Origin of the sequence: Amycolatopsis orientalis DSM 40040 = KCTC 9412 (assembly GCF_000478275.1) — a bacterium.
Taxonomy (GTDB): Bacteria; Actinomycetota; Actinomycetes; order Mycobacteriales; family Pseudonocardiaceae; genus Amycolatopsis; species Amycolatopsis orientalis.
Genome location: NZ_ASJB01000001.1, coordinates 73789 through 98412 on the forward strand (window position 1 = coordinate 73789; position 24624 = coordinate 98412).

Genomic DNA, 24624 nt, shown 5'->3' on the forward strand with positions numbered 1-24624 from the left:
CACGAGTCTTCTAGCGTTTCCCGTCGGTCCTGCGCGGCAGTCCCCACGGGTTGTTCTCCTGCAACGGTTCCGGCAGCAGCGCGTCGGGGAAGCCCTGCCAGGCGATCGGTCGCAGGAACCGCTCGATCGCGGCGGTGCCGACCGAGGTGCTGGTCGGCGCGGTGGTCGCCGGGTAGGGGCCACCGTGTTCCTGTGCCCAGGTGACCGTGACGCCGGTCGGCCAGTCGTTCCAGAGCAGGCGGCCGGCGACGCGGGTCAGGGACGGGAGGACCGGGCGGATCCAGTCCATATCGGACTCCTCACCCTGGATGGTCGCGGTGAGCCCCGGTTCCATCACCCCGAGCAGGCTGATCAGCTCGGCCTGGTCGGCGTAGGTGACGATCAGCGAGGCCGGGCCGAAGCACTCCTCGCGGACAGTGTCGGCGTCGGCGAGGAATGCCTTGGCGGTGGTGGCGAGCAGGGTCGCGCCGTGCGAGATCCCTTCCGCGCCACCGGACTCGGACAGCACCTCGACGCCGGCCACGTCACGCAGTTTCGCCAGTCCCTCGGCGAATCCGGCCGCGATGCGCTCGTTGAGCATCGGCTGCGCCGGGATCGCCGAGACGGCCTCGCGCAGCGTGTCTTCCAGCCCGTGTCCTTCGGGAAGGAACAGCAGACCGGGTTTGGTGCAGAACTGCCCGGCACCGAGGCTGAACGAGCCCGCGTAGCCCTTGGCGATCGCCTCGCCGCGGGCGTCGATCGCCGCCCGCGTGACGACGACGGGGTTGACACTGCCCAGCTCGCCGTAGAACGGGATCGGCGACGGCCGCGAGGTCGCGATGTCGAACAGCGCGCGCCCGCCCGGGACCGAACCGGTGAACGACGCCGCCTGGATGCGCGGGTCCTTCAGTGCCGTCACGCCGTTCTGCTGCCCGTAGATGACCGCGAAGATGCCTTCCGGCGCACCGGCCTTGACCAGCGCCTCACCGACGACCTCGCCGGTGCGGGCGGACAGCTCGGGGTGCCCGGAGTGCGCCTTGAGCACCACCGGGCATCCCGCGGCGAGCGCCGACGCGGTATCCCCGCCCGCGACGCTGAAGGCGAACGGGAAGTTGCTGGCGGCGAACACCAGCACCGGGCCGATCGGCGTGAGCAGCCGCCGGATGTCCGGCCGGGGCCCCATCGGCCACGCGGCGTCGGCGTGGTCGACGGTGGCGCCGAGGAACGCGCCGTCGGCGAGCACCTCGCCGAAAAGCCGCAGCTGGAACGTCGTGCGCTTCAGTTCTCCCTGCAGCCGCGGGGAGGCCGGGAGATGGGTCTCCTCGGCGGCCAGCGCGATCAGTTCGGCGGCGGACGCGTCGAGGGCGTCGGCCGCGGCGTTCAGCCAGCCGGCGCGCTGGGCTGGGGTCGCGGCCGCCGCCGTGCCTGCCGCATCGGCGGCGGCCGCGAGGATCTGTTCGAGCGTGGCGGGAGCTGTTGCCTGGCTCATGTGCTTCTGTTTCTCCTAGTCGAGTTCGTGCGCTGCGCTGGTGGCGGCGATGAGGTCCACCCAGCGCCCCGGTCCGGCGAGGCCGAGGTGGTACAGGTGCAGTTCGGTGGCGCCTGCCTTGCCGAGTTCGGTGGTGTAGGCCTCGATGTCGGGCACCGGGCTCGCCCCCACCGCGGTGATGTAGCTGCCGACGGCGACCTTCTCCGGCAGTTTCGCCCGCGCCGCCGCGACGGCGCCCGCGCTGCGGTGACCGGGTGCCCAGTTCTGCAGCACCACCGCGTCGACCTCCGCCGGAGCCGACGGCGTCAGCCCCGGCAGCGCGCCGGTGACCCACGGGTCCATCGCGCCGTGGAGCACGATCCTGGTCCCCGACGGGATCTTCGCGAGCACTTCACGCCGGAGCGCGTCCGTCGCCTTCTGCCGGGTGTCGAGCAGGACCTGCCGCAGCGTCGGCAGGATCCGGTCCTCGGTGGCCCGCAGGTCACCGCTGTCGATCAGCCGCCGGACCTCGGCACGCAGCTTGCCGAGCGCCTTCGCCGGGTCCTTGCCTGCCTCGGCCCAGCCGTCGAGGCAGGCGTCGCAGCAGCACACCGACAGCAGCCGCGCCGTCGCGGGCGACCAGACGCCGTCGGTCTTCTCGTGCTGGTGCTGGTGGACGGCGCCGAGCGGACCGCACGCCTCCAGGATGACCGAGGCGAAATCGAGCCCCGCCAGGCTTTCCGCCGTCAGGTTCGCGGCGTACTCGCGGACGGCAGGCTGCGCCGGGCACAGTGCCCACGGGTACCGCTCACCGAAACAGTTGCGCACGGTGAAATCGGGGAACTCCGTGCCCAGCTGGGAGTTGTGGGTCAGCACGAGCCACGCCGCGGCCGGGACACCGGCCTCGTTCAGCAGCCGGACGGCGTCGCCCGCGCTGTCCCGGCCGTCCACCCAGTCCGGTTCCGCGGGCCGCAGCTCGCCCCATGCCTCCTCGCGCACCGGCCGGTACAGCGCCGCGTGACGCGCGACGACCGAGGTGCGCTCGGGCGACCAGGGCGTCGCCGCGCGGGCGCTGTGGTACGACACGGCGACGGCGACCTCGTCGACACCGAGTTCCCGTACGCGCTCGACGAACCCCGGATCGTCGACGACGTCCCAGGGGTAGGCGTATCCGGTGACCTTCACCGCTTCACCACCGTGCCGTGTTCGGCTCGAACTTTCCGACGAACTTCCGCATATAGGTCACGTCATCCCGTTTTGTCTGTCCACATCGGACATAGTCGTCATGGGCCCGCGCCAGCGCGTCGGGGTCGAGTTCGACCCCGAGCCCCGGCTTGTCGGGCACCGCGACCGCACCGTCGACGAACTCCAGCGCACCCGGGGCGATGACGTCGGCCGTCTTCCACGGCCAGTGGGTGTCGCAGGCGTAGGTCAGGTGCGGCGTCGCCGCGGCCACGTGCACCATAGCGGCCAGGCTGATCCCGAGATGACTGTTCGAATGCATGGAAAGCCCCACGCCGAAGCATTCCGCCGTGGTGGAGAGGGCCTGCGTGTCCCGCAGGCCACCCCAGTAATGATGGTCCGAAAGTATTACGCCGACCGCACGCTGCCGGAACGCCGGTTCGATGTCCGCGAACCGCACGACGCACATGTTCGTGGCCAGCGGCATGTTCGCCTTCTCGGCGACCCTGGCCATGCCTTCGATGCCCGGCGTCGGGTCTTCGAGGTACTCCAGGACCCCGTCGAGTTCTTCCGCGACCCGGATCCCCGTGTCCACGGTCCAGGCGGCGTTCGGGTCGATCCGGAGCGGATGGTCCGGGAACGCCTCGGCGAGCGCGCGGATACCGTCCATCTCCTGGTCGGGATCGAAGGCGCCGCCCTTGAGCTTGATGGAGGAGAAACCGTACTCCCCGACCATGCGCCGCGCCTCGGCGACGAGCGCCTCCGGCGTGGTCACCTCGCCCCACGAGTCCTCCTCGGCGCCGAGGTGGGCACCGAACTTGTAGAACAGGTAGGCGGAGAAGTCGACGGCGTCGCGCGCCTTGCCGCCGAGCAGGTCCACCACCGGCCTGCCGAGGAAGTGGCCCTGCGCGTCGAGCGCGGCCACCTCGAACAGCGAGTACACGCTGGCGACGGTCTTGCTGACGGAGAACCCGCCGGTGAGCCCGTGGGCGTCGGCGAAGACGACCTCGCCGAGGGTGGTGGCGACCTTCCGGCGCAGGCCGGGCAGGTCGAACACATCGTGGCCCTTGAGTTCCGGCAGCACCTTCCGGACCTGCTCCAGGAAGGCGAGGTCCCCGTAGGACTCACCGAGGCCGACCACGCCGTCCTCGCAGAAGAGCTGGATGATGCCGCGCAGCGCGAAGGGCTCGTGTACGCCCATCGCGTTGAGCAGCGGCGGGTCGGCGAACGCGACCGGGGTCAGGACGACGTCGAGAACCTTCATCTTCAGGCACCGGCCTCGACGGACTTGAGGACGGCGAAGCCATCGTCGACGATCTTCTCCAGGCGGGCGATCTGCTCGGCGGTCGGTTCGACCAGCGGCGGCCGGACCGAGCCGACCTTGTCGCCGCGCAACCGCGCCGCGGCCTTGACCAGCGAGACGGCGAAGCCCTGGCCCTCGTCCCGCAACGCCACCAGCGGCAGGTAGAAGCCGGCGAGCAGCGCCTCCATCACCGCGTCGTCGTTCTCGGCGAGTGCCCGGTGGAACCGGGCCGCGATCTCGGGGGCGAAGCAGTGCACGGCCGAGGAGTACCGCGCCACGCCGATGGCGGAGTAGGCGCGCGCCGAGACCTCCGCGGTCGGAAGACCGTTGAAGAACAGGAAATCCCGCGCCCGGTCGGTGCCGATCGACCGGATCGTGGTGATGATCCGGCTCATCAGCTCGACGTCGCCGAAGCCGTCCTTGAGCCCCACCACCGACGGGATGTCGAGCAGGTCGGCCGCGGACTTCGGGGTGAACACCCCGGTGGAACGGTGGTAGACGATCACCGGGATCGAGGAATCCCCGACGGCGTAACGAACGTGGTCGACCAGCCCCGAAGGCGGGCCTGTGACCAGGTAGGGCGGCAGGAGGAGGACGCCGTCCGCACCGTCCGCCTCCGCCGCCGCGATCCCGGCACGCGCCGACGACGCGCCGCCGCCCGCCCCCACCCACACAGGTACGCGCCCGGCGACGACCTCACGAGCCTTGCGCAGGATCGCCGCGTGCTCGTCCGGGGACAGCGAGCTGAATTCGCCCGTACCGCAGGCGACGAACAGCGCGCCGGCTCCGGCGGCCACATGGCTCTCGACGTTTTCCGCGAACGCGTCGAGGTTGAGTTCCAGCCCCTCGGTGAAGGGGGTCAGCGGGAACGCCAGTAGGCCGTCGAGCTCGATCTTGGGCTGTACCATGGATTTCTCTCTCGTTCTTTGTCGGTTGATCCCGGGTTCGGGCCCGGTCAGGCCGGCACGGTGGTGCCGTCCTGGGATTTGCTGACCGCGACGTCGTCGTCCCGGTCGATGGTGTCGATGATCGCGTCCGTGCTGGCCTTGCGCTCGGGCATGAGGAAGCCGAGGCCGACGAACAGCGCCAGCGAGACCAGGATCGGGGTGGACACAGTGACCGCGAGAGTGGCTTTGTAGCCGTAGTAAGCGATCGCGTAGGCGATGAGACCGCCCGCCCACGAGATCAGCGCCGCGCGGGAACCGGACCGGCGGAACGCGGGGAGCATGCCGAGCAGCAGCGGCACCGAGATCGGGCCCATCAGCGCCGCGACCCACAGCACCACGATACCCAGCACGCCACCGAGTTTCTCGGCCTGCGTGGCGACCGCCATGGTCAGCACGACGAAGATCACCGTCGAAACCCGGGCGGCGAGCAGCCCCTGGGATTCGGTGAAGTTCTTCGCCTTCTTCCACAGCACCGGCATCATGTCGCGGGTGATGACCGCGGAGATCGCGTTGGCGTCGGAGGAGACCATCGCCATGGTGTGCGAGAAGATGCCGGCCAGCACCAGGCCTACCAGCCCCGGCGGGAGGAACGTCGTGGTCATGATCGCGTAGGCGTTGTTGGGGTTGGAGATGTTCGGGATCAGCAGCGGCGCGGCGAACATCGGGAACATCATGACCAGCGGCCACACCAGGTACAGGATCGAAGAGAGCCGCGCACCGCGGCGGGCTTCGAAGGTGTTCGGCGCGGCCATGTAGCGCTGCGCCAGGTTCCACATACCGCCGTTGTACTCCAGGGTCTTCACCAGCACGTACACGAGCAACACGACGGTGGTGAACTTCGACGTCGTCGGGTTGAGGTGGCTCGGCGGGAGGTCGCCCCACACGGTCCACAGGCCGGAGACGCCGCCGAGCTTGTCCAGCACGACCCACAGCATCACGATCGCCGCGATGGCCTGGATGACGAACTGGCCGAAGTCGGTGAGCGCGTCGGCCCAGAGACCGCCGACGGTGCAGTAGATCAGCGTGATCGACCCGGTGATGATGATGCCCCAGGTGTAGGGCACGCCCGCGAAGACGTTGAGGATGGTCGCGACCGCGAACCACTTGGCCGCGATGTCGAAGATCTTCAGGAGGCTGCCGCTCCAGGCCAGGGCCTGCTGGGTGGGCACGTTGAAGCGTTTCGCGAGGTACTCCAGCGGCGAGGAGACACCCAGCTTCGAGCGCAGGCGGTTCCACCGCGAGGCGAACAGCCAGCTGCCGATACCGACGCCGATACCGATGCTGGCCATGCCCCAGAAGTAGACCGTGATGCCATCGGTGTACGCGACGCCCGCGTACGCGACGAAGAGCACCGCGCTGTAGCCGGACATGTGGTGGGAGATCCCGGCCAGCCACCACGGCATCTTCCCGCCGGCGGTGAAGAAGTCACTGACCGTGTTGACCCGGCTGTGTGACCACAGGCCGATCACCACCATCAGCACGAAATACGCGGACACCATGATCCAGTCCAGCAAATGCACCGCTGACTCCTTTCCGCGTCCACGATGATGCGGCCTAGTCTGTTCACATCCATGAACGGAGTCTGTTATAGTGATTATGTTCATCCATAAGAACGCTGTTCGGGACGCTAATATGGCCGGAGTCACAAGTCAACGGCCGGATGGAGGAGTGCGGATGCCACAGCAGGAGGCCGCTGTCACCGTGGCGAACGGCTCGTCCGCCACCGAACCGGCCGGGGTGAAATCCGCGCGGCGGGCGATCGACCTGATCGAGACCTTCGCCGCCAACGACGTCTGGCTGTCCCTCTCGGATCTCCACGCGCGTACGGGTTTCCCGAGGTCGAGCCTGCACGGACTGCTGCGCACCCTGCTCGAAGCCGGCTGGCTGGAAGTGGACACCAACACCGCCCGCTACCGCCTCGGCGTACGCGCGCTCATCTGCGGCACGGCCTACCTCGACCGCGACCCGGTCGTCCCGTTCGCGACAGAGGCGCTGGAGCGGATCCGGGAGAAGACCGGCTTCACCGCGCACTTCGCGCGGCGCGAGGGCACCGACGTCGTCTACCTGGAGACGCGGGAGTCACGGCACTCGACGCATCTCGTCTCCCGCGTCGGCCGCACACTGCCCACCCACGCGACCGCGCTGGGGAAGGCTTTACTGGCCGAACTGACCCACGACGAGATCGACGGGCTCCTGACCGGAGAGCTGCGGGCGCTGACCCCGAACACGATCACCACGGTCGAAGCGCTGCACGCCGAATGCGCGAAGACCCGCGAACGCGGCTACGCGTCGGAAGTCGAGGAAGGCAGCCTCGGCGTCCGGTGCGTGGCGGCCGTGATCCCCTACCGCATCCCCGGCACGGACGCGATCAGTTGCTCCATGCCGGTCACCGAAGTCACCGACGCCGACGCGAAACGCGTCGGCGAGCTCCTCGCGGAAATCACGGCGGAACTCGGCCAGCAGCTGCGCCGCGCCGGCATCCGCTGATCGTTCCTGTTCTTCTTCCACTGACAAGGGGTTCCCATGGCAGACCAGCGCGTCCTGATCACCGGCTCGGCGGGCATTGTAGGCACCCTGATGCGGACGCGACTCCGCCGTTCCGGCCGGGTGCTGCGCCTGCTCGACCTGGCCGCGCAGCCCGAAGCCGCGGGCGGCGAGGACGTCGAGCTGATCACCGCGTCGGTGACCGACCCGGAAGCGATGGCGAAGGCGTGCGAAGGCGTCGACGCGCTGATCCACCTCGGCGGGCACAGCCGCGAGAACTCGTGGGAAGCGACACTCGACGTCAACATCAACGGCACGCACACCGTCCTCGAAGCCGCGCGAGCGGCCGGTGTGCCGCGCGTGATCCTGGCTTCCAGCAACCACTCCGTCGGTTTCCGCCGCAACGACGAAGCCGGCGAGAACGGCCTCCCCGCCGACTCCTCACCCCGGCCCGACACCTACTACGGTGTCAGCAAGGCGGCCATCGAGGCACTCGGAAGCCTGTACCACTCGCGGTTCGGCATGGACGTGATCGTCATCCGGATCGGCTCGTGTTTCGAAAGCCCGCTCGTCCTCGGCCCGCGTGGCCTGACGACCTGGCTCTCCCCCGACGACGGCGCCCGCCTCTTCGAAGCGTGCCTGAGCTACCCCTCCCCCGGCTACCGGCTGATCTGGGGCGTCTCCGACAACACGCGCCGGATCTACTCCCTCGCCGAGGCCGAAGAGCTGGGCTACAAGTCGCTCGACAACGCGGAGACCTACGCCGACCAGCTGGCGGACAAACCGGCGCCGACCGGGGTGGCCGCCGAGTACGTCGGAGGGCCTTTCTGCACCGCGCCACTGGGGGCGCACAACCCGCTCTGAGGATGCTTCCGAGGTCATGGTGACGTCGGGTGATCAGGCGCCGGAACGCGCGCGGCCTGGACGCGACCGGCGACGGCGAGCACGACGGGCGCCGCGATCCAGCACAGGTACGCGCCGGTCCCCGTGGTCAGGAACGAGACGGGAACGGAGACCCCGAAGACCGCGGCCAGACAGACGCTGCGCACCAGGTTCGGCGCGAACGCCTCGGGCAGGGCGTCCGTGCGGTACAAGTGTTCGCGGCGGATCTCCCGGATGATCAGCGCGAACAAGGCGGACGCCAGGACCTGCACGATCGCGTAGAAGCTGAACCGGGGCGGGAAGGCGCCCTCGGCGGTGATCACCCGCGTCGCGAACGGCGTCAGGACCTGCATGAACAGCCAGGCCAGGGTGAGGCTGACCAGACGGCCGCTCAGCGAGCGGACAGACCGGAAGATCTCGTGGTGCGCTCGCCAGTGGGCGGCGATCACCACGAAGCTGACCGCGAAGGCCAGGTACTCCTTACCGTGGTCCGACACCGAACGCAGCATCGCCCCGGTGGTGTCACCGGTGGGGACGGGGAGTTCCAGCGCCAGCAAGGTGAGGGCGATCGCGATCACCGCGTCGACGAACATGGTGAGCCGCTCGGCGGCTCCCGCCCGTGTCACATCGGGTTCCTGGCAGGCATGAGTCGCCATGACGAGACAGCTCCTTCGGGGTCAGGCGACGGTCGCCACGGCAGGGCGGGGTGTGGCCGCCAAGCGCCGGGACCACACGGCCAGAATGATCATGACGGCCGGGATGGCGAGGTCGTTGACGAGGACTCCGCCGGTGTTGCCGGGACTGTGGACGCCGTTGGCGAACCACTGGTAGACGTGGCCCGCCAAAGCTCCCCAGAGGAACATCCCGGCGCCGAGCCCGATGGTGACGCGCTCGCGCGCGGAGGCCGAGGCGGCACGGAATCCCATTACGGCCAGCCCGAGGTTGGCGAAGGCGATCTCGAACATGAAGGGTGTCCGATCGAAGCCGATGGCGGTGGCCATGCCGTCCGGGAAGGCGAGGAACGCGACCGTCATCCACAGGCTGCCGAACCCCAAGGCACCGATCGCCCACCAGCGCTGCCAGATCTCCAGCCGTTCCCGGACCGATGTGACGTGGCGGGCCCGCACGAACGCCCCGATGGCCGGTACCAGGATCCAGACCAAAGGGAAGGCGGATCGGGCGAGGTAAGTGAAGTTGTCCATACCTCAGTCTTACCCTGTTAATATTAACCCGTCAACATTCAGGTATAGTGACGCTCGTGGATGATGGACTCGCAGATCTGCTGCACCGCGTGGTCATGCTGCTGGGCGAACAGGCCCGGCGGCGCACCGACGACTCCGACGGCTTGACCTACAGTCAGATAAGGCTTCTGGGCACTCTCGAGGACATCGAGCCGGCGACACAGCACCGGCTCGCGCAGGCACTGTCGGTGTCCGACCCGGCGATCAGCCGGGCGCTACGACCGCTCGAAGCGGATGGCCTGGTGCGGATCACCGTCGACCCCGACCACGCGCGCCGTCGGCTGGTCCGTCTCACCGAGACAGGCCGGAAAGCCTTCCACGCCGCCGGAAAACCGCTCTACGACGAGTTCCGCGCAGGGCTCGTCGCGGCAGGATTTCCCTACGAACGCTATCTCGAGGACACCTTGCGGCTGGCCGAAATCCTCGGAGGCGACTGAGCACAAGACCGGTATCCCGTGTTTCTCGCCGAACAGATCACGCGGGGCCACGTCACCTCATAAGATCGCCGCGCGAAGCCCGGACGTCTCGGTTCCGGGCGGAGAGCTGCGAAAGGCAAGCATGTCACCCTTTACGTTCGCGAGCATCGAGACCATCCCGCGTGTGTTGCAGCTCGTGGTAGGGCTGCTCGGCCTGGTCTTTTCGATCAGAGGACGCTCCAAGGGAGTGTCCGGCCTGATGGTGGGTGCTTTCGTCGTCATGCTCGTCACGACGGCCGCAGGCATCGCCTGGCAGTTCCTGTCGGTGGAGGTGCCGTCCTGGAGTGCTTCCGGCAATCTGAGCGCCGACGAAATCCGCTTGATCTTCATGGGGGTCGGCATCCCCCTCGACGCCGCCGCGCTGCTTTCCTGGCTCCTGGTCGCGCTCGCGGTCGTCAAGAGCGGCCGCCCGCCTCGGCAACCCGGCCTCGCACCGGTCAACTACCCGATGGCCGCGCAGCCGGGTTTCCCGGCCACACAGCCAGGTCACTCGCAGCCCATCCCGCCGGCCCAGCAGCCACCGGGCACGCAACACTGATCGGCACCGTTCCGAGCCGGATAACCGGTTGATCAACCGATGAGGCCGTGACATCTTGCCCAGCCATGGAAACACTCCCGACCATCGATGTCGCGCTGGCGAGGCGGCTGGTCGATACACAGTTCCCGCAGTGGGCCGGTTCGCCACTGCTTCCGCACTCCCCTGGCGGCTCGGATCACGTGATCTACCGGCTCGGCGAGGACCTGTCCGTCCGGCTGCCCCGCCACACCGGCGCGATCAACCAGGCGAAGAAGGAAGCCGAGTGGTTGCCCCGGCTCGCCCCGCACCTGCCGCTGGCCGTGCCTGACCTGGTGGGCGTGGGAGAGCCGGACTTCGGCTATCCGTGGCCGTGGGCGGTTTCGCGCTGGCTGGACGGCGAGGTGGCGACCGTCGATGCCCTCTCCGGGTCGCACGAGGCCGCCTGCGTGCTGGCCGGGTTCCTGACCGCACTCCATCGGTTCGACGCCGAACCGGCCGAAGATCTCACCGGCCGCCCGCTGGCCGCACGGGACACGGCGACGCGATCCGCCATCGCGAAAGCCGGTGACGCCTTCGACCAAGCGGCGATGACCGAGCTGTGGGATACCGCTCTCGCCGCACCCGGGGCGGACGGTCCACCGGTCTGGTCCCATGGCGACTTCCACACCGGCAACCTGTTGACGACCGGCGGCCGCCTCAGCGCCGTCATCGACTTCGGTGAGTTCGGGGTGGGCGATCCGGCTCGCGACCTGATCATCGCCTTCACCCTCATGTCGGCCGAAACGCGAGCCACCTTCCGCGCCGCGCTCGCGGTGGACGACGCCACCTGGACCCGCGGTCGCGGCTGGGCCTTGGCCACCGGATTGAACGCCTACATCCACTACGCCGCCGTCAATCCCCGCGTCGCCGCGCAGACCACGCGCCAGATCACTCAGGCGCTCGATGGCTGAACAACGCCTCTTGAGGAGTAAGGCAAAGGTGTCGGGTCGACGAGCACCTTCAGCCCACCGCGACCGACTGGAACGTCACCGGGACGAGCGGCGGACCCGTGCCGTCGCCGTTCCCCTTCGCGTCGTCCACCCCACCACGCGCGACCTTGTCCAGCACCTGGAGGCCCGCGTCGGAGATGCTCCCGAACACGGTGTACTCCGGCGGCAGTTCCGCCTCGCCGAAGACCATGAAGAACTGGCTGCCGCCGGTGTCCGGTGCCTGCTTCTTCGCCATCGCGAGGATGCCCCTGCCGTACTTGAGTTCGGGGAAGACCTCGTCCGGAATCGTGTAACCCGGTCCGCCCGTGCCGTCACCCTGCGGGTCCCCGCACTGGAGCATCTGCAGCCCCGACGTCCCGAGCCGGTGGCACGACGTCCCGTCGTAGTACCCCTGTCGCGCCAGCGAGAGAAAGTTCGCCACGGTGCACGGGGCCAGCGCGCGGTCCAGGGTCAGCCCGATGTCGCCCGCGGTCGTCTTGAGAGTGACGGCCATCGTGCCGTTCGACGGCGCCGGCCCCGGCGCGGGCGGGGTCGCCTTCTTCGGCACCGGGCCGGAGGAGTCCGGCGGGTAGGCGCAGCTCGCCGGATCCGCCAGAGGCGCCGAGCGCTTCGGCAGCGGTGTCCGCTCACCCGGGATCTGGACCGGGCTCTGCGTCGTCGTTTGCTGGGACGTCGACGACGGAGCCGACGAGGGCGACGCGACCGCGCCCTTGCTCTTCGAGTCCGGCAGGAAGAACCCGGGCGCGACGAATCCGGTGATCGCCACGACCGCGACCACCACGACGAGTCCCAGCACGCCCAGCCCGACCCAGAGCGCCGTCTTGTTCGACGGCGGCGGTTGCTGCGGCGCGCCGTACCATCCCGGCTGCTGGTACGGCTGCTGCGGCGGCTGGGACATCGGCGCTCCTGTCATCCGGCGGGGGAAGTGCAGGAACACTCTCGCCTATCACCACCGGGGAAGTCACGGCGGGCTCAGGGCATCCCCCACGGCGCCGCGGTCCCGTTCGCCGGAACGGGCCGGATTTCGAAGTCGGGTTTGTCGCCTTCGCGGTACACGACGGCCTCCTCGCCGCGCCGCAGATCGATCCGGACGTCCCCGTTCGCCAGGCGCCGCCACCGCTTCGGCCTTCCCGTCCGGTCGCGGACGGTCAGCTCACCTTCGAGGTCCGTCCGCAGCACGCACGGCGCCCCGGCCTCGCTGACCACCTTGACCCAGCGCGTCTTCCCGCCCTGCCGGGACGCGCTGAGCAGGAACGCGCCCTCCGTCCGGAAGTCCCGCAGCGCCGCGTCCGCCCACTTGGCGGGCACGGCCGGGAAGAGCCGGATGACCCCTTCCCAGCTCTGCACCAGCATGTCGTGCAGCGACTGCGCCGCCGAAAGCGGCGTTTCGATGACCGGTCCGGATTCCTTGTACATCGTGTTCGGCTGGATGTAGCGCCGTTGCAGTTCGCCGAGGTAGAACTCCGCCTTCTCGCCACGCAGCATCTGCGCCGACATCGACGCGGCGCCGGTGAACGTGTAGCCCTGCAGCGCGCCTTCGAAGCCCACCCAGTGGTCGAGCGAGGTCTCGATGACACTCCGGTGCTCCGGCCGCTCCCAGGTGATCTCGTACAGCGGATAGATCTGCAGCAGATGTGAGTAGTGCCGATGCGATTTCGCGAACGGCATCCCCGCACCGATCATGAAACCGTTGGCGTCGACCGGATACGGGGCCAGCGTCGCCAGGACCTCCCGCCACCGCCCCGCCAGCGGGTCGTCGATGCGCAGCTCGGCCGCCGAGTCCAGCAACGTCTTGCAACCCCAGCGGATCAGCGAAAGATCGTACGTGCAGTCGGCCGCGTTGACGCCGTACTCCGGCGAGAACGTCGGCGGCAGATGCAGTTTCCCGTCCGCGCCGGGCGCGAGGAAATGCAGATAGTAATTGATCGCTTTGCGCAACAACGGGAACAGCGTGTCCCGCAGGAGACTCCGGTCCATCGTGTGCCGATAGGACAGCCAGACGTTGTGCAGCGCCCAGGTGAGATTGCCGACCTCCGGCGTCGGGGTTTCCTTACCGGGGACGCCGACCGGGAATCCGGAGTTCGTCCCGACCGCGCCGTTGAGCAACGTCATGTCGGTCGTACGCGGGATCCCCGCCGAATCGTGCTGGTACGGCTCGGCGACCTGGCTCGTCAGGTTCGCGCGGTACTGGCCGAGCGCGCGGCTGACGGCGTCCAGTTCCAGGTGGTTGGACCCGTGGATGAGCCAGTACTCCAGCTGGACGTTGAGGTTCCACCAGGTCGCGGGCCACGGCGTCGGCTCCAGCCACGGTCCGCAGGTCGCCATCACCGGCGCGTCGCCGCGGGCGGCGGAGGCGATCTTGTACAGCTGGATCCAGTAGAAACCCTGGAGCCGGGTGTCCGGAATGGACAGAAAGCCGTGCCGGTAGTAGTCGTGCCACCAGCGGCGGTGCTCGATCGTGAGTGCGGTGAACGACTCCGCCCGGCGGACCGTCTTCAGCGCCTCCTTCGCCGACGTCCGCTTCGGATGCGACCAGGCGACCGACGTGTACAGCGTGCGCTTCGACCCCCGCGAGATCTCGCGCCAGGCCGTCACGTGCTCGCCACCCGCCAGCAGGCCCTGCATGGAAAGCCTGATGTCACCACTGGTCTCCAGCTTCGCGGGCGGATTGGCGACGTATCCGGCGGGCGGCGGCTTCCCGAACTTCGGATCCGTTCTCGGGCTCACCGCCTCGGCCGGATGGAATACCCACCGGAAGCCGCGTTCTCCCTCGGTCGGCTCGATCTCGACAGCCAGCAACGACTGTCCGGTGTGGACGATCGACCGCAGCGACAGACTGCCCGCCGCCGTGGTGATCGTGCCCCGGAGTTCGGCGTTCCAGAGATCCATCCGCCAGTCGATCTCCGTGATGGCGCCGACGGGCTCGAGGGTGAAGTGACCGATCGGCAGCCGGGCGAGCCCGAACAGCGAGCCGAATTCGGGCCGGTGGTCCTGGACCTCGCTGTGCTGGACGGTGAACCGGACGGCGTTCCGGCCTGGTTCCGCGTAGACCCCCGACCCGAGGAAACCGTTGCCCAGGAAGGGGCCTTCGTACCAGGTCTTCGGCATCCGGCGCCAGATCAGGTCGGCCGCACCGAGGAAGCCCGGCCAGTCCAAGCCACCGAGCGCGAAGTCGTTCTCCACCGCTGACGCCGACGGCGCGAATCCGGCGGCCGCGACGCCCGCGAGCGCCCCGCCGAGCACCGTCCTGCGTGTGATGTCCATCGTTCAGACCTCCTTGTCGTGAAGTCAGGGCATGGATTCAGGCTGGAAGTCCCCACGCCGGTGTGCCGCCGTCGCCGGGGACGTCGCGTGGTTCCAGCGCCGGACGCGCACCGCGCCGCGTGACGACGGCCGTCCCACCGCGGACGAGCGGGACCGAAATCGCGCCCGCCCCCGCGGCCCGCCAAGGAAGCGGCCGCCCGCGCGCGTCGCGAACCTCGATGTCGCCAGGGATCCCGTGCTGGAGGGTCAGCGGTTCGCCCGCTTCGCTGTGGACACGGACCCAGTCGGTCGCACCGTCCCGGCGCGACGCGTCGACGAGGAAGGCACCCTCCGCGCGCAGGCTTTCGAAGGACGCCTCCCGCCACGCCGACGACACCGACGGGAAGATCTTGAGCACGCCGTGATCGCCTTGCAGGAGCATGTCCACAACGGACTGCGCGGCGGTGATGGGGCTCTCGATCGCGAGGTTCGCGCCTTCGCGGTACATCGTGTTCGGGGTCAGCTGGGTATCGGCCACGACGGTTCCGTCCAGGAAGATCTTGAGGTACCGCAAGGCTTCCTCGGGCGCGTCCATCACCGAACTCATCGACGACGCGGCCGCGAAACTGTAGCCGTGCCATTTGTCCTGCGCGCCGGCCCAATGCGCGAAGGTGCGGCGCATGATGTCCCGGTCGCCGGGACGATCCCAGAGTTTCTCGCGCAACGGATAGAGCCAGAGCAAATGCGAGAAGTGCCGGTGCGATTCGGCGAGCGGGACACCGTCACCGATCAGCACGCCTTGCGCGGGATCCTGGTGGTACGGCACCAGTTTCTCGCCGATCTCCCGCCATGCGGGCACCCGCGGGTCGTCGATGCGCAGCTTGGCCGCCGATTCGACCAGTGTGCGCGCCGCCCAGCGGATCAGCGACAGGTCGTACGTGCAGTCGGCCGCGTCTGCGTACTCGGGCGATCGGGTCATCGGGAGGTGCAGGGCTCCGTCGGGGCCGGCGGCGAGGAAATGGCGGTAGTAGTTGAGCGCCTTGGCGAGCGTCGGATAAAGGACGTCGCGCAGGACGCGGACGTCCATGCTGTGCCGGTACGCGAGCCACACGTTGTGCAGGCCCCAGATCAGGTTGCCGGTCTGGTCGTTCTTCGTGGCGGGGCCGGGAATCCCGACCGCCCGGATGCCGCCGGGCCGCAGCCGCCAGTCCCCCGGATGGGAAAGGGCGTAGGTGTCGCCGTCCCGGTAGGCGGGAGGAACCGAGAGCGCGAGGTTCGCGTGGTCGCGGCGGAAGGTCGCGGTGACCGCGTCGAGCTCGGGATGGTTGCTGCTGTTGACGATCGGGTAGGTGACCTGGACGTTGAGGTTCCACCACACCGCCGTCCAGCTGTTGCCGACCTCCGGGAACCATGGCCCCCATTCGGCGACGACAGGGCCGTTCGCCCGGGTGGCGCAGGCGGTCTTGTACAGCTGGATCCAGTAGAACCGCTGGATGCGTTTGTCCGGAATGGACACGAAACTGCGGCGATAGAAGGCGTTCCACCAGCGCCGATGGTCGGCGACGAGCACGTCCGGGTCGGTCGCCGACACGCGCTGGACCCGGCTGATCGCCTCCGGGGTGTGAGTCGGCTTGGGAAACCCGTACGCGACCGTCGCCGCCAGCAGCCGTCGCGTGCCGACGGTCCGCTCACGCCACGCCGTCGTGTACCCGCCGCCCGCGTGCAGCGGCTGCTCGCAGTACGCGACAGCGCCCGCGCTTGCGAGCTTCGGATCGGGGTTGGCCGTGTAGTCGGGTGGTTTGCGGACCGTCCGGGTGGTCGCCGACTTGAGCGGGGTGAATCCCCACTCCGCGGACGCCTCCCCGGTGAGCGAGACGAGGAGGAGGTCCTGGTCGTTGTGGACCAGCGCGGAGAACCGCACCGAACCCCGGGTGGTGGTGATCGTGCCGCCGAGTTCGGCGTTGTACAGGTCGAGATGCCAGTCGACCGCCGTGATCGCGCCCTCGAAGGTGAGGGTGAGGTAGCCGATCGGGAGCCGCGAGTACCCGATGCCCGCTTCCCACTGTCCGCGCTGGTCCTGGACCTGGGAGTGGCTGAGCATAACCTTGAGGACGTTCGGCTGCGCACTCGCGTAGAACTGCACGCCGAGGAAGCCGTTGGCGAGGAACGGGCCTTCTTGCCAGCTCTTCGGCATGCGCTTCCAGACCATGCGCGCGTCGTCGACGATCCGGCGGTGGACGCCCTGTCCGGCGAGCGCCGGAGGGGCGCCCCGGGCCCAGAGCCCACCGAGCGCCGCCGCCCCGGCCGCGACCCTCAGCATCGATCGCCTGGACAGCTCGGCCATGGGTCGCCTCCAGATTCATACTACGTTTACCGCAGATCAGGTCCTGGCGACGCGCATATTTCCAGACTTTCTCCCACTTTGGCCAGAGCGCTCACCCGGAAAGCGGCAGATACATCCGACCTATCGACCGGTGGCGAGGTAAGTTCGAGTGGCGTCAGGCGATGCGTGACCGAGCAACCCGGAGACGGTTTCGAGGTCGACGCCGTCACGGAGAAGGTTGACGGCGAACGTCTTGCGCAGGGTTCGCGCGGAGAGCTCCGGCAGGCCGATCAGTTTCCCGAAACCGGCGACGACACCATTGACCGACCCGGGCGATACCCGGCACCCCAAAGCGTGGAGGAAGTACGCCGTTGTCTCGTCGGCACCCGGCCGCTCGGCGCGTACCCGGAGATAGGCCTCGAGCGAGGGCCTCAGCTCGGGCCGGAGCGGAATCGTCCGCCGCCGTCCGCCGCGCACGGTGACCGAGTCGATCGACACGTCTCGCAGCTCCAGGGCGGCGAGTTCGGTGACACGGATCCCGGTGTGACTCAAGAGATGCAGGGCCGCCGCGTCCTTGGGCGACAAGAAGTGGACGGCGGCCGCCAGCAATCCGCCGAGTTCGCCATCGGTCAAGGGCGACAACGTCGCCGCTTCGAACGACCTGCTCTGGTCGACCTGGCCCAGCTTCCCGCGCACGTGGTCGCCCAGCGGGCTGTCGGGCCACTTCCGCCACCGCCGGGGCCGGACCTTCAGCAGGTCTTCCTCGGCGGTCACCGCACGCTCGACGTCCAGCGGCCCGCGGGCCGACGTCAGCATCCGCTGATCGCGATGCCGGTTCTCCCGGTTCACGCGCCGTTTGTGCCGAGGGATGTTCTTGCGGGAGGACTTGTCGTTCTCGCCGAATTCGTTGCGGCGGTCCTTGGCGTAGCTCAGCCGCTTCTTCTCCTGCGGACTCTTCCGCCCCATGTCTCTCCCCCGATGTCGGCGGAGAGACGATAGCGAGACGTCCGGACCGCCGACCACCGATTTACCGGCGAGCGTCGTACGACACACGAAGTTCTTCGGCCACCACCTCGGGTTCTGAGCGAAGCCGGCTGGGGAGGGTTTGCAGTACGGCGATCCCCGCCGCGGCGTACCTGGCGTTTCTGTCCAAGGTCCTCGCGTAGTCCTCCTTTGTGAAGTGGAAGTCGTAGGAGTCGATTTCCCAGGCGAGGCGGACTTCCTTGAAGTAGCCGTCGGGTGTCGCGATGTACTCACCGTTTTCGTCTCGCAGCTCGTGGTTCCAGAGCGGTTCGGGCAAGCCGGAAAGGCGCCAGACGTTCATCGCGTCGATTTCGGCGACCGACCGCGCTCCTTTGAGGACGTCACGTAGTACCTCGCGGGGCAACGCGCTACCTCGGTCGCTGCCCACGTCGAGTTCCCGAATGAGGACTTCGGGATTCAGTTTCCCTCGCTGAACAGCCTCCGTCAGCAAAGCCCTGGCGGGGTCGTGCGCGGTGAATCTGCGACATTCGTCGAGAACGGCCCGTGGGAGCGGAGCCACGGGCACACCGTTCACGACGACCGGTCGAGGCATCCGCGTGGTCCGTTCCACGATCACGAATCCCGAGCCGCTGACCTGGCAAGTCGCGGGCACGAGCAGGTGAACCCGGTCAGTAACGCCTCGCGACCCTCGCAAACCGTGGAGACGACAAGCCTGGATTCCGGTGACGACGGCTTCCGGCCCACCGTAAAGAAGTGCTCCTTCGATCACTTGCCGTCGAGTCGGCCCCCCTGAACCGAGCAGCACCACTCCCGGGAGCAACCGCTGCCAAGGCCCACCTGGACGGCATCGCCGGTAGCAGGTCCTTTTCGGAACGCCGGACTCCACGAGCCGCGCGACGGTGATCGCTCCGTCGCGACTCAGTCTGTACAGGGCCTCCTGATCGCGAGCCCATTCGCCTGATCGCACACACAAGATCATCGGCTGCGCCGACTACGCCCGTCAGCACCGATTTCGCCCGCTGTGGACAACTCGCCACATCAGCCCCACTGTGGATAACTCAGCGCCGTCCCCAATGTGGCATTGGGGACGTTGAGTGTCCCCAATGCCACATTGGGGACACTCAAGACAGGGCGGGGAGCGGAGGCAGGGCCGGAGCGTCCAGCCAGGCATCGAAGAAACCGGCGAGAGAGCGCCCCGCGAACCGCTCGGCCAGTGCCACGAAAGCGGTGGTCGTCACCAGACCGTGCCGGTTCTCCATCGCCCACGCCTTCACCAGCGGGAAGAACACCTCGTCGCCCACCGTGGAACGCAAGGCGTGCAACAGAAGGCCGCCGCGTTTGTACACCCGCTCGTCGAACATCCGCGCCACGCCGGGGTCGGACAGGCGCAGGTCCGCCGGTTTGGCCTTCATCCGCGCGTGCCACGTCTTCGCCCAGGCGTGCGCGCTCTGCCCGCCGGATTCCTCGGACCAGAGCCATTCCGCGTAGGTCGCGAAGCCTTCGTTCAGCCAGATGTGCCGCCAGTCGGCGACGGTCAGGCTGTTGCCGAACCACTGATGCGCCAGTTCGTGCACGACGAGCCGCTCGTGGGTACGCCGTCCGTCGACATGGTTGGCGCCGAAGATCGACATACCCTGCGCTTCGATCGGGTCGTCGAGGTCGTCGTCGGTGACCACGATGACGTACTCGCCGAAGGGGTACGGCCCGAACAGCCGCTGCAGCGAGTCCATGATCCGGCCCTGTCGCGCGAAATCACGCGAAAACGCCCGGCGCAGCCGCTGCGGTACGGCGGCCCGCTGCGGGACCGACGTGACCACGGAGCCACCGTCGAGGTTGAGCCGGTACGCGGCGGCCTCGGGATGCGAGAACCAGCCCGGCTGCGGGCCGGAGACCAGCTCGACGTCGTCGTACCGTCCTATTTGGACGCTCATCAGGTAGGTCGGCGTCGGCTCGGGACGTTCGAAGACCCACTTCGTGGTGCTCGCGCGTTCGTACCGCGACACCAGGTTCCCGGTGATGGCGACCAGATACGGCGACGACGTCGTCAGCGCGACACGGTAGGTCGCCTTGTCCGCGGGATGGTCGTTGCACGGGAACCAGGACGGCGCCCCGACCGGCTGGCTCGCGACGAGCGAGCCGTCGGTCAGTTCATCCCAGCCGATGTCGCCCCACAGCCCCGCGATCGGGCGCGGGTTGCCGACGTAGAAGACCTCCGCGACGAACTCGCTCCCGGCGGGCAACGACTTCGCGGGCTTCACCTGCAGCTTGTAGCCGCGCCGCGTGTACTTCGCCGGTTTTCCGTTGACCAGCACCCGGTTGATCCGGAACTCGCCGAAGTCGAGCGTGAACCGTGACAGCGCCTGCGTGGCCTCCGCGGTGATCGTCGCGGAGGCCGACAGCCGGTTGGGGCCGATCTTGTAGTCCAGCTCCAGATCGTAGTGCCGGACACGGTAACCGCCGTTGCCGTGCAGGGGCAGATAGGAGTCGCCGGAGGTGTCCGCGCCGGGCGAGGGCTGCGCGGAGGCCTTCGAATTCACCCGCGAAGAACCCCGCTTCCCTACTTCGTCCAGGCCGAGATGGGATTCCCCAGCCAGCGCGAGTCGGCGGGAACCGCGTCGCCCCGGGTCACCAGAGACCCCGGGCCGACGGTCGTCCGCGCGCCGATGCTCGCGCCAGGCAGCACGATACCGTGCGGCCCGAGCGTCGCTCCCTCGTCCAGGGTCACCGGCGACATCGTCATGATGCGGTCGTGGAAAAGGTGCGTCTGCACGACACAACCACGGTTGATGGTCGCGCCGTCGCCGAGGCTGACGAGGTCCGACTCGGGCAGCCAGTACGTCTCCAGCCAGACACCCTTGCCGATCTTGACGCCCATGGTGCGCAGCCACGCGGGCAGCAGCGGCGTGCCGCCCAGCGAACCGACCAGCCACGGGACGGCGAGCGCCTCGACGAAGGTGTCGGCGAGTTCGTTGCGCCAGACGAACGAACTCCACAGAGGATGGTCGACCGCCCGGAACCGGCCGACCAGCAGCCATTTCATCGCGGTGGCGGTCAGCGCGGCGACGGCACCGGCGGCGAGCAGCAGCGGCCCGCCGAGCAGCAGCGCGACCAGGAAGCCGTACGCACCGGCCAGCGCGAAGATCCCGGCGGCCACCAGCACGGTGAGCGCGACACCGCACATCACCGGGACGATCCGGCACAGCTCGACCAGCGCGCGGGCCGCCTTCAGCCGCAGCGGCGGCGTGTAGGTGCGGCTCGTGTCGGACTCGCCGACCGACCGGCGGACCGGCAGCGGCGGCATCCCGAGGTACGACGAGCCCTTCTTGGCCTTCAGCGGAGCCGACGACAGCACGCCGACCAGACCGCGTTTGGGCACCGAACGGCCGGGGGCCGCCATTCCCGAGTTGCCGAGGAACGCCTGCTTGCCGATCCGGGCGGGCGCGACGTGCAGCCAGCCGTGGCCGAGTTCGTAGGTGGCGACCATGGTGTCGTCCGCCAGGAACGCACCACTGTCCACCTGGGTCATCTTCGGCAGCGCGAGGACGGTGGACGCCTCGACGTTGCGGCCGACCTTCGCCCCGAGCATCCGGAGCCACACCGGGGTGAACAGGCTGGCGTACAAGGGGAACAGGCCCTCACGCGCCATGCCCATCAGCCGTTCGGTCGCCCAGACCTGCCACGCGACCCGGCCGTGCACCGGGTGGTAGCCCTCGACCATGCCGATGCTCAGCGAACGGACACCGGCCAGCACGAGCAGGGCGTAGGTCAGGAAGTACGCGATGGTGGCGAGCGGCGTGAACAGCAGCGCCTGGCCGAGCGCGGCATCCAGCGAAGGAGCGCCGGCGATCCCGTACCCGAGCACCGCGACCGCCGGAAGGGCCGCGGCGGCGGGCAGCAGACCGAGAGCGATCGAAGTCGCGCCGTAGACCGACGACCAGAACCGCGAACGCGGCGGGCGGCTCGACGGCCACTTCAACGAGTCCTTGGTGGTCCTCGCCGCGGGGGCGCCCGCCCAGCGCTGTCCGGCGGGGACGACGCCGCGCACGGTCGACCCGGCCGCGATCTCCGCGCCCTTGCCGATCCGCGCGCCGGGGAACAGCGTGCTGCGCGAGCCGATCCGCGCGTCCGCGCCGATCCGGATCTTGCCGATGTGCACGAGGTCGCCGTCGACCCAGTGGCCGGTCAGGTCGACCTCGGGTTCGATGGCGGCGCCGCGGCCGAGTTTCAGCATGCCGGTGACCGGCGGCGGCGAGTGCAGGTCGACGTCCTTGGCGATCCGCGCGCCGAGGGCCTTGGCGTACGTCGTCATCCAGGAAGCACCCGCGACACTGTCCGCACCGCTGAACTCGGCGAGCTTCTCGGCCGTCCACAGTCGCAAGTGGACACTTCCGCCACGCGGGTAGCTGCCGGGGCGGACCCCGCGCAGCAGCAGTCGCGAGCCCGCCGCCGAGATCGCGATCCGGCCGGCCGGGCTGAACAGCACGACCCACGCGACGGCGATCCACGTCCAGCTCAGCGTCGGCGCCCAGCCGAAACCGGCGAGGGACAGCACGTTCGACAGCGTCGCGGCGATCGTCGTCCAGCGTAGGCCGACCAGGCCCATCAGCGGGATCATCAGCAGCGACTGGATGATTCCCGCCTTGCGCGGGGTCGGCGCGATGTCGCGGCGTTCGGTCTTCTGCCCGCTCAGCGCGTCCAGCAGCGACGCCAGCGCGCCGAGCTTCGGGTTGGCGTAGATGTCGTTCACCGACACCTGCGGGTGCCGGGTGCGGATCCGCGCGATCAGCTGCGCGGCGGTCAGGCTTCCGCCGCCGTTGGTGAAGAAGTCGGCCTTCGGGTTGTCGACCGAGACGCCCAGGATCTCCGCCCAGCCTTCGGCGAGCCAGCTCTCCGTCGGCGACAGGCCGGATTTCGCCGCGTCCACAGTGGACAGCGGCCAGGGCAGCGCGTTGCGGTCGACCTTGCCGGAGGTGCGTGTCGGCAGGTCGTCGATCAGCGCGAGCAGCGGGACGAGTGCGGCGGGAAGCTGCTCGCGCAGCCGGGTCGCGGCCTCGTCGTGGTCGAACTTCACGCCCTCGGCGGGCACGACGTACCCGACCAGCACCTGGTTACCCGCCTTGGTGCGGCGGATCGCGGCGGCGGCACCCTGCACCCCGGGCAGGGACTGGAGCGCGGCGTCGACTTCGCCGAGTTCGATCCGGCGGCCGCCGAGCTTGACCTGCTCGTCGAGACGCCCGAGGAACAGCAGGCCCTCGGTCTCGGCACGGACCATGTCGCCGCTGCGGTACGCGCGGCGCCAGCCCAGCGAAGGCAGCGGCGCGAACTTCTCGGCGTCCTTCTCCGGGTCGAGGTAGCGGGCCAGGCCGACGCCGCCGATGACCAGCTCGCCGGTCTCCCCCATCGCCACCGGCTCACCGGCCTCGTTGACGACTGCGAGCTGCCAGCCGACGAGCGGCAGGCCGATCCGGACGGGGCCTTCACCGGTCATCTGCGCGGCACAGGCGACGACGGTGGCCTCGGTCGGGCCGTAGGTGTTCCAGACCTCGCGGCCTTCGACGGCGACGCGCTCGGCCAGCTCGGGCGGGCAGGCTTCGCCACCGAAGATCAGCAGGCGGACGTCTTCGAGCGCGTCGGCGGGCCACAGCGCGGCCAGCGTCGGGACGGTCGAGACGACGGTGATGCCCTGCGCGACCAGCCACGGCCCGAGGTCGACGCCGGTGCGCACCAGCGAACGCGGCGCCGGGACCAGGCAGGCGCCGTGGCGCCAGGCGAGCCACATCTCTTCGCAGGACGCGTCGAAGGCGACGGACAGGCCGGCGAGCACGCGGTCACCGGGGCCGATCGGCTCCTCGGTGAGGAACAGCTGGGCCTCGGCGTCGACGAACGCGGCGGCCGAGGCGTGCGAGACCGCGACGCCCTTCGGCTTACCGGTCGAGCCGGAGGTGAAGATGATCCAGGCGTCGTCGGCCGGGGCGGGTGAGCCCTCGATGCCGCCCGGCGAGCCGAGCACGGTGATCGCGCCGCCATCGGTGACGACGGCGGCGACGTCGGCCTCGCCGAAGACCAGGTCGGCGCGCTCGTCGGGGTCGTCCGCGTCGACCGGCACGTACGCGGCGCCGACGGACAGGATCGCGAGGATGGCGACGTACAGCTCCGCGGTGCCGGAGGAGATCCGGACGCCGACCCGGTCGCCGACGCCGACGCCGTTGGCGGTCAGCTTGCGGCCGTAGTCGTCGATCTCTTCGACGAGCTTGCGGTAGGAGAGCGTGGTCTCGCCGTCGTCGATCGCGCCCGCGTTGGGGTGGCGGAGCGCGGTCTCGGCGAGGATGTCGATCAGGGTGCGCTCCCCGGCGCCGAGCCCGGACCAGAACAACGCACGGTCGGCGATCGGGGTTTCCGGCGGGGCGACCGCGCCATCGGCGGCACAGGAGGGCGGACGGGAGTCGGCGGTCAGCGTCATCGGGCGGTCACCACGGGCAGGACATAACCATGGGCGCTCAAGCCCATCACACACCTTTCGCGAAGTGCGTCATTCGGGCTCGCTCTCCGAATGAGGCGCCCGCTAGCAGACCTATGACTTTACCGCAGGTCAGCGGCATATCTCGG

Annotated in this window: 19 protein-coding genes; 5 read left to right on the forward strand and 14 right to left on the reverse strand. The window is 69.1% G+C overall.

Features of this window, described 5'->3' with window-relative positions; translation table 11 throughout:
- Window positions 1–10: 10 nt before the first annotated feature.
- Genes L324_RS00300 through L324_RS00320 form a run of 5 tightly spaced genes read right to left on the reverse strand, consistent with a single transcriptional unit; the run spans window position 11 to window position 6399 of the window.
- A complete protein-coding gene (locus tag L324_RS00300) occupies window positions 11–1468 on the reverse strand; it encodes an aldehyde dehydrogenase (NADP(+)) (RefSeq protein ID WP_037303164.1) in 1458 nt (485 codons plus the stop codon).
- 15 nt (window positions 1469–1483) lie between these two features.
- Window positions 1484–2632 (reverse strand): hypothetical protein, encoded by a 1149-nt coding sequence (locus L324_RS00305; protein ID WP_037303165.1) that lies wholly within the window; start codon window positions 2630–2632, stop codon window positions 1484–1486.
- 4 nt (window positions 2633–2636) lie between these two features.
- Window positions 2637–3893, reverse strand: coding sequence for a glucarate dehydratase family protein (locus L324_RS00310; RefSeq protein ID WP_037303166.1), 1257 nt, complete (start codon window positions 3891–3893; stop codon window positions 2637–2639).
- 2 nt (window positions 3894–3895) lie between these two features.
- Window positions 3896–4840 (reverse strand): 5-dehydro-4-deoxyglucarate dehydratase, encoded by a 945-nt coding sequence (locus tag L324_RS00315; RefSeq protein ID WP_037303167.1) that lies wholly within the window; start codon window positions 4838–4840, stop codon window positions 3896–3898.
- A 47-nt stretch (window positions 4841–4887) separates the two neighbouring features.
- A complete protein-coding gene (locus L324_RS00320) occupies window positions 4888–6399 on the reverse strand; it encodes a sodium:solute symporter family protein (protein WP_037303168.1) in 1512 nt (503 codons plus the stop codon).
- A 154-nt stretch (window positions 6400–6553) separates the two neighbouring features.
- Here L324_RS00320 and L324_RS00325 point away from each other — a divergent pair, with 154 nt between their 5' ends.
- Together L324_RS00325 and L324_RS00330 are read left to right on the forward strand one after the other, a co-directional pair.
- Window positions 6554–7366, forward strand: a complete 813-nt coding sequence (locus tag L324_RS00325) for an IclR family transcriptional regulator (protein WP_037303169.1) — start codon at window positions 6554–6556, stop codon at window positions 7364–7366.
- A gap of 36 nt (window positions 7367–7402) precedes the next feature.
- Window positions 7403–8227 (forward strand): NAD-dependent epimerase/dehydratase family protein, encoded by an 825-nt coding sequence (locus tag L324_RS00330; RefSeq protein ID WP_037303170.1) that lies wholly within the window; start codon window positions 7403–7405, stop codon window positions 8225–8227.
- A 14-nt stretch (window positions 8228–8241) separates the two neighbouring features.
- Here L324_RS00330 and L324_RS00335 read toward each other — a convergent pair whose 3' ends face one another.
- Together L324_RS00335 and L324_RS00340 are read right to left on the reverse strand one after the other, a co-directional pair.
- Window positions 8242–8901: a TMEM175 family protein gene (locus tag L324_RS00335; protein WP_037303171.1), complete on the reverse strand. Its 660-nt coding sequence runs from the start codon at window positions 8899–8901 to the stop codon at window positions 8242–8244.
- Between the two features lie 21 nt (window positions 8902–8922).
- Window positions 8923–9447, reverse strand: a complete 525-nt coding sequence (locus L324_RS00340) for a DUF6790 family protein (RefSeq protein WP_037303172.1) — start codon at window positions 9445–9447, stop codon at window positions 8923–8925.
- 56 nt (window positions 9448–9503) lie between these two features.
- On the opposite strand from L324_RS00340, the gene L324_RS00345 reads away from it, so the two are divergent.
- The 3 genes from L324_RS00345 (at window position 9504) to L324_RS00355 (ending at window position 11429) form a co-directional block, all read left to right on the forward strand.
- The gene (locus L324_RS00345; protein WP_037303258.1) at window positions 9504–9923 is read left to right on the forward strand and encodes a MarR family winged helix-turn-helix transcriptional regulator; all 420 of its coding nucleotides are present in this window, start codon (window positions 9504–9506) and stop codon (window positions 9921–9923) included.
- A 163-nt stretch (window positions 9924–10086) separates the two neighbouring features.
- The gene (locus L324_RS00350) at window positions 10087–10500 is read left to right on the forward strand and encodes a hypothetical protein (protein WP_235783368.1); all 414 of its coding nucleotides are present in this window, start codon (window positions 10087–10089) and stop codon (window positions 10498–10500) included.
- 65 nt (window positions 10501–10565) lie between these two features.
- Complete coding sequence (locus tag L324_RS00355; RefSeq protein ID WP_037303174.1) at window positions 10566–11429, forward strand: aminoglycoside phosphotransferase family protein; 864 nt, start codon at window positions 10566–10568, stop codon at window positions 11427–11429.
- 49 nt (window positions 11430–11478) lie between these two features.
- Here L324_RS00355 and L324_RS00360 read toward each other — a convergent pair whose 3' ends face one another.
- From L324_RS00360 to L324_RS00390, 7 genes are all read right to left on the reverse strand, one after another.
- Window positions 11479–12366, reverse strand: a complete 888-nt coding sequence (locus tag L324_RS00360; protein ID WP_037303175.1) for a peptidylprolyl isomerase — start codon at window positions 12364–12366, stop codon at window positions 11479–11481.
- Between the two features lie 74 nt (window positions 12367–12440).
- A complete protein-coding gene (locus L324_RS00365; RefSeq protein ID WP_037303176.1) occupies window positions 12441–14732 on the reverse strand; it encodes a glycosyl hydrolase family 95 catalytic domain-containing protein in 2292 nt (763 codons plus the stop codon).
- Between the two features lie 37 nt (window positions 14733–14769).
- Window positions 14770–17055, reverse strand: a complete 2286-nt coding sequence (locus tag L324_RS00370) for a glycosyl hydrolase family 95 catalytic domain-containing protein (protein ID WP_037303177.1) — start codon at window positions 17053–17055, stop codon at window positions 14770–14772.
- 120 nt (window positions 17056–17175) lie between these two features.
- A complete protein-coding gene (locus L324_RS00375; protein ID WP_037303178.1) occupies window positions 17176–18000 on the reverse strand; it encodes a tyrosine-type recombinase/integrase in 825 nt (274 codons plus the stop codon).
- A 61-nt stretch (window positions 18001–18061) separates the two neighbouring features.
- Entirely contained in the window at window positions 18062–18508 is a 447-nt protein-coding gene (locus tag L324_RS43380) for a putative endonuclease domain-containing protein (RefSeq protein ID WP_235783369.1), read from the reverse strand.
- A gap of 631 nt (window positions 18509–19139) precedes the next feature.
- Entirely contained in the window at window positions 19140–20555 is a 1416-nt protein-coding gene (locus L324_RS00385) for a M1 family metallopeptidase (RefSeq protein WP_037303180.1), read from the reverse strand.
- 20 nt (window positions 20556–20575) lie between these two features.
- The gene (locus tag L324_RS00390) at window positions 20576–24478 is read right to left on the reverse strand and encodes a Pls/PosA family non-ribosomal peptide synthetase (protein WP_037303185.1); all 3903 of its coding nucleotides are present in this window, start codon (window positions 24476–24478) and stop codon (window positions 20576–20578) included.
- Between the last annotated feature and the right edge of the window lie 146 nt (window positions 24479–24624).

Excerpts from the sequence above, each read along its gene's own strand:
- L324_RS00300 (WP_037303164.1), bottom strand. The coding sequence starts at position 1,468 with ATGAGCCAGGCAACAGCTCCCGCCACGCTCGAACAGATCCTCGCGGCC.
- L324_RS00310 (WP_037303166.1), bottom strand. The coding sequence starts at position 3,893 with ATGAAGGTTCTCGACGTCGTCCTGACCCCGGTCGCGTTCGCCGACCCG.
- L324_RS00315 (WP_037303167.1), bottom strand. The coding sequence starts at position 4,840 with ATGGTACAGCCCAAGATCGAGCTCGACGGCCTACTGGCGTTCCCGCTG.
- L324_RS00325 (WP_037303169.1), top strand. The coding sequence starts at position 6,554 with ATGCCACAGCAGGAGGCCGCTGTCACCGTGGCGAACGGCTCGTCCGCC.
- L324_RS00330 (WP_037303170.1), top strand. The coding sequence starts at position 7,403 with ATGGCAGACCAGCGCGTCCTGATCACCGGCTCGGCGGGCATTGTAGGC.
- L324_RS00335 (WP_037303171.1), bottom strand. The coding sequence starts at position 8,901 with ATGGCGACTCATGCCTGCCAGGAACCCGATGTGACACGGGCGGGAGCC.
- L324_RS00340 (WP_037303172.1), bottom strand. The coding sequence starts at position 9,447 with ATGGACAACTTCACTTACCTCGCCCGATCCGCCTTCCCTTTGGTCTGG.
- L324_RS00355 (WP_037303174.1), top strand. The coding sequence starts at position 10,566 with ATGGAAACACTCCCGACCATCGATGTCGCGCTGGCGAGGCGGCTGGTC.
- L324_RS00360 (WP_037303175.1), bottom strand. The coding sequence starts at position 12,366 with ATGTCCCAGCCGCCGCAGCAGCCGTACCAGCAGCCGGGATGGTACGGC.
- L324_RS00365 (WP_037303176.1), bottom strand. The coding sequence starts at position 14,732 with ATGGACATCACACGCAGGACGGTGCTCGGCGGGGCGCTCGCGGGCGTC.
- L324_RS00370 (WP_037303177.1), bottom strand. The coding sequence starts at position 17,055 with ATGGCCGAGCTGTCCAGGCGATCGATGCTGAGGGTCGCGGCCGGGGCG.
- L324_RS00375 (WP_037303178.1), bottom strand. The coding sequence starts at position 18,000 with ATGGGGCGGAAGAGTCCGCAGGAGAAGAAGCGGCTGAGCTACGCCAAG.
- L324_RS00390 (WP_037303185.1), bottom strand. The coding sequence starts at position 24,478 with ATGACGCTGACCGCCGACTCCCGTCCGCCCTCCTGTGCCGCCGATGGC.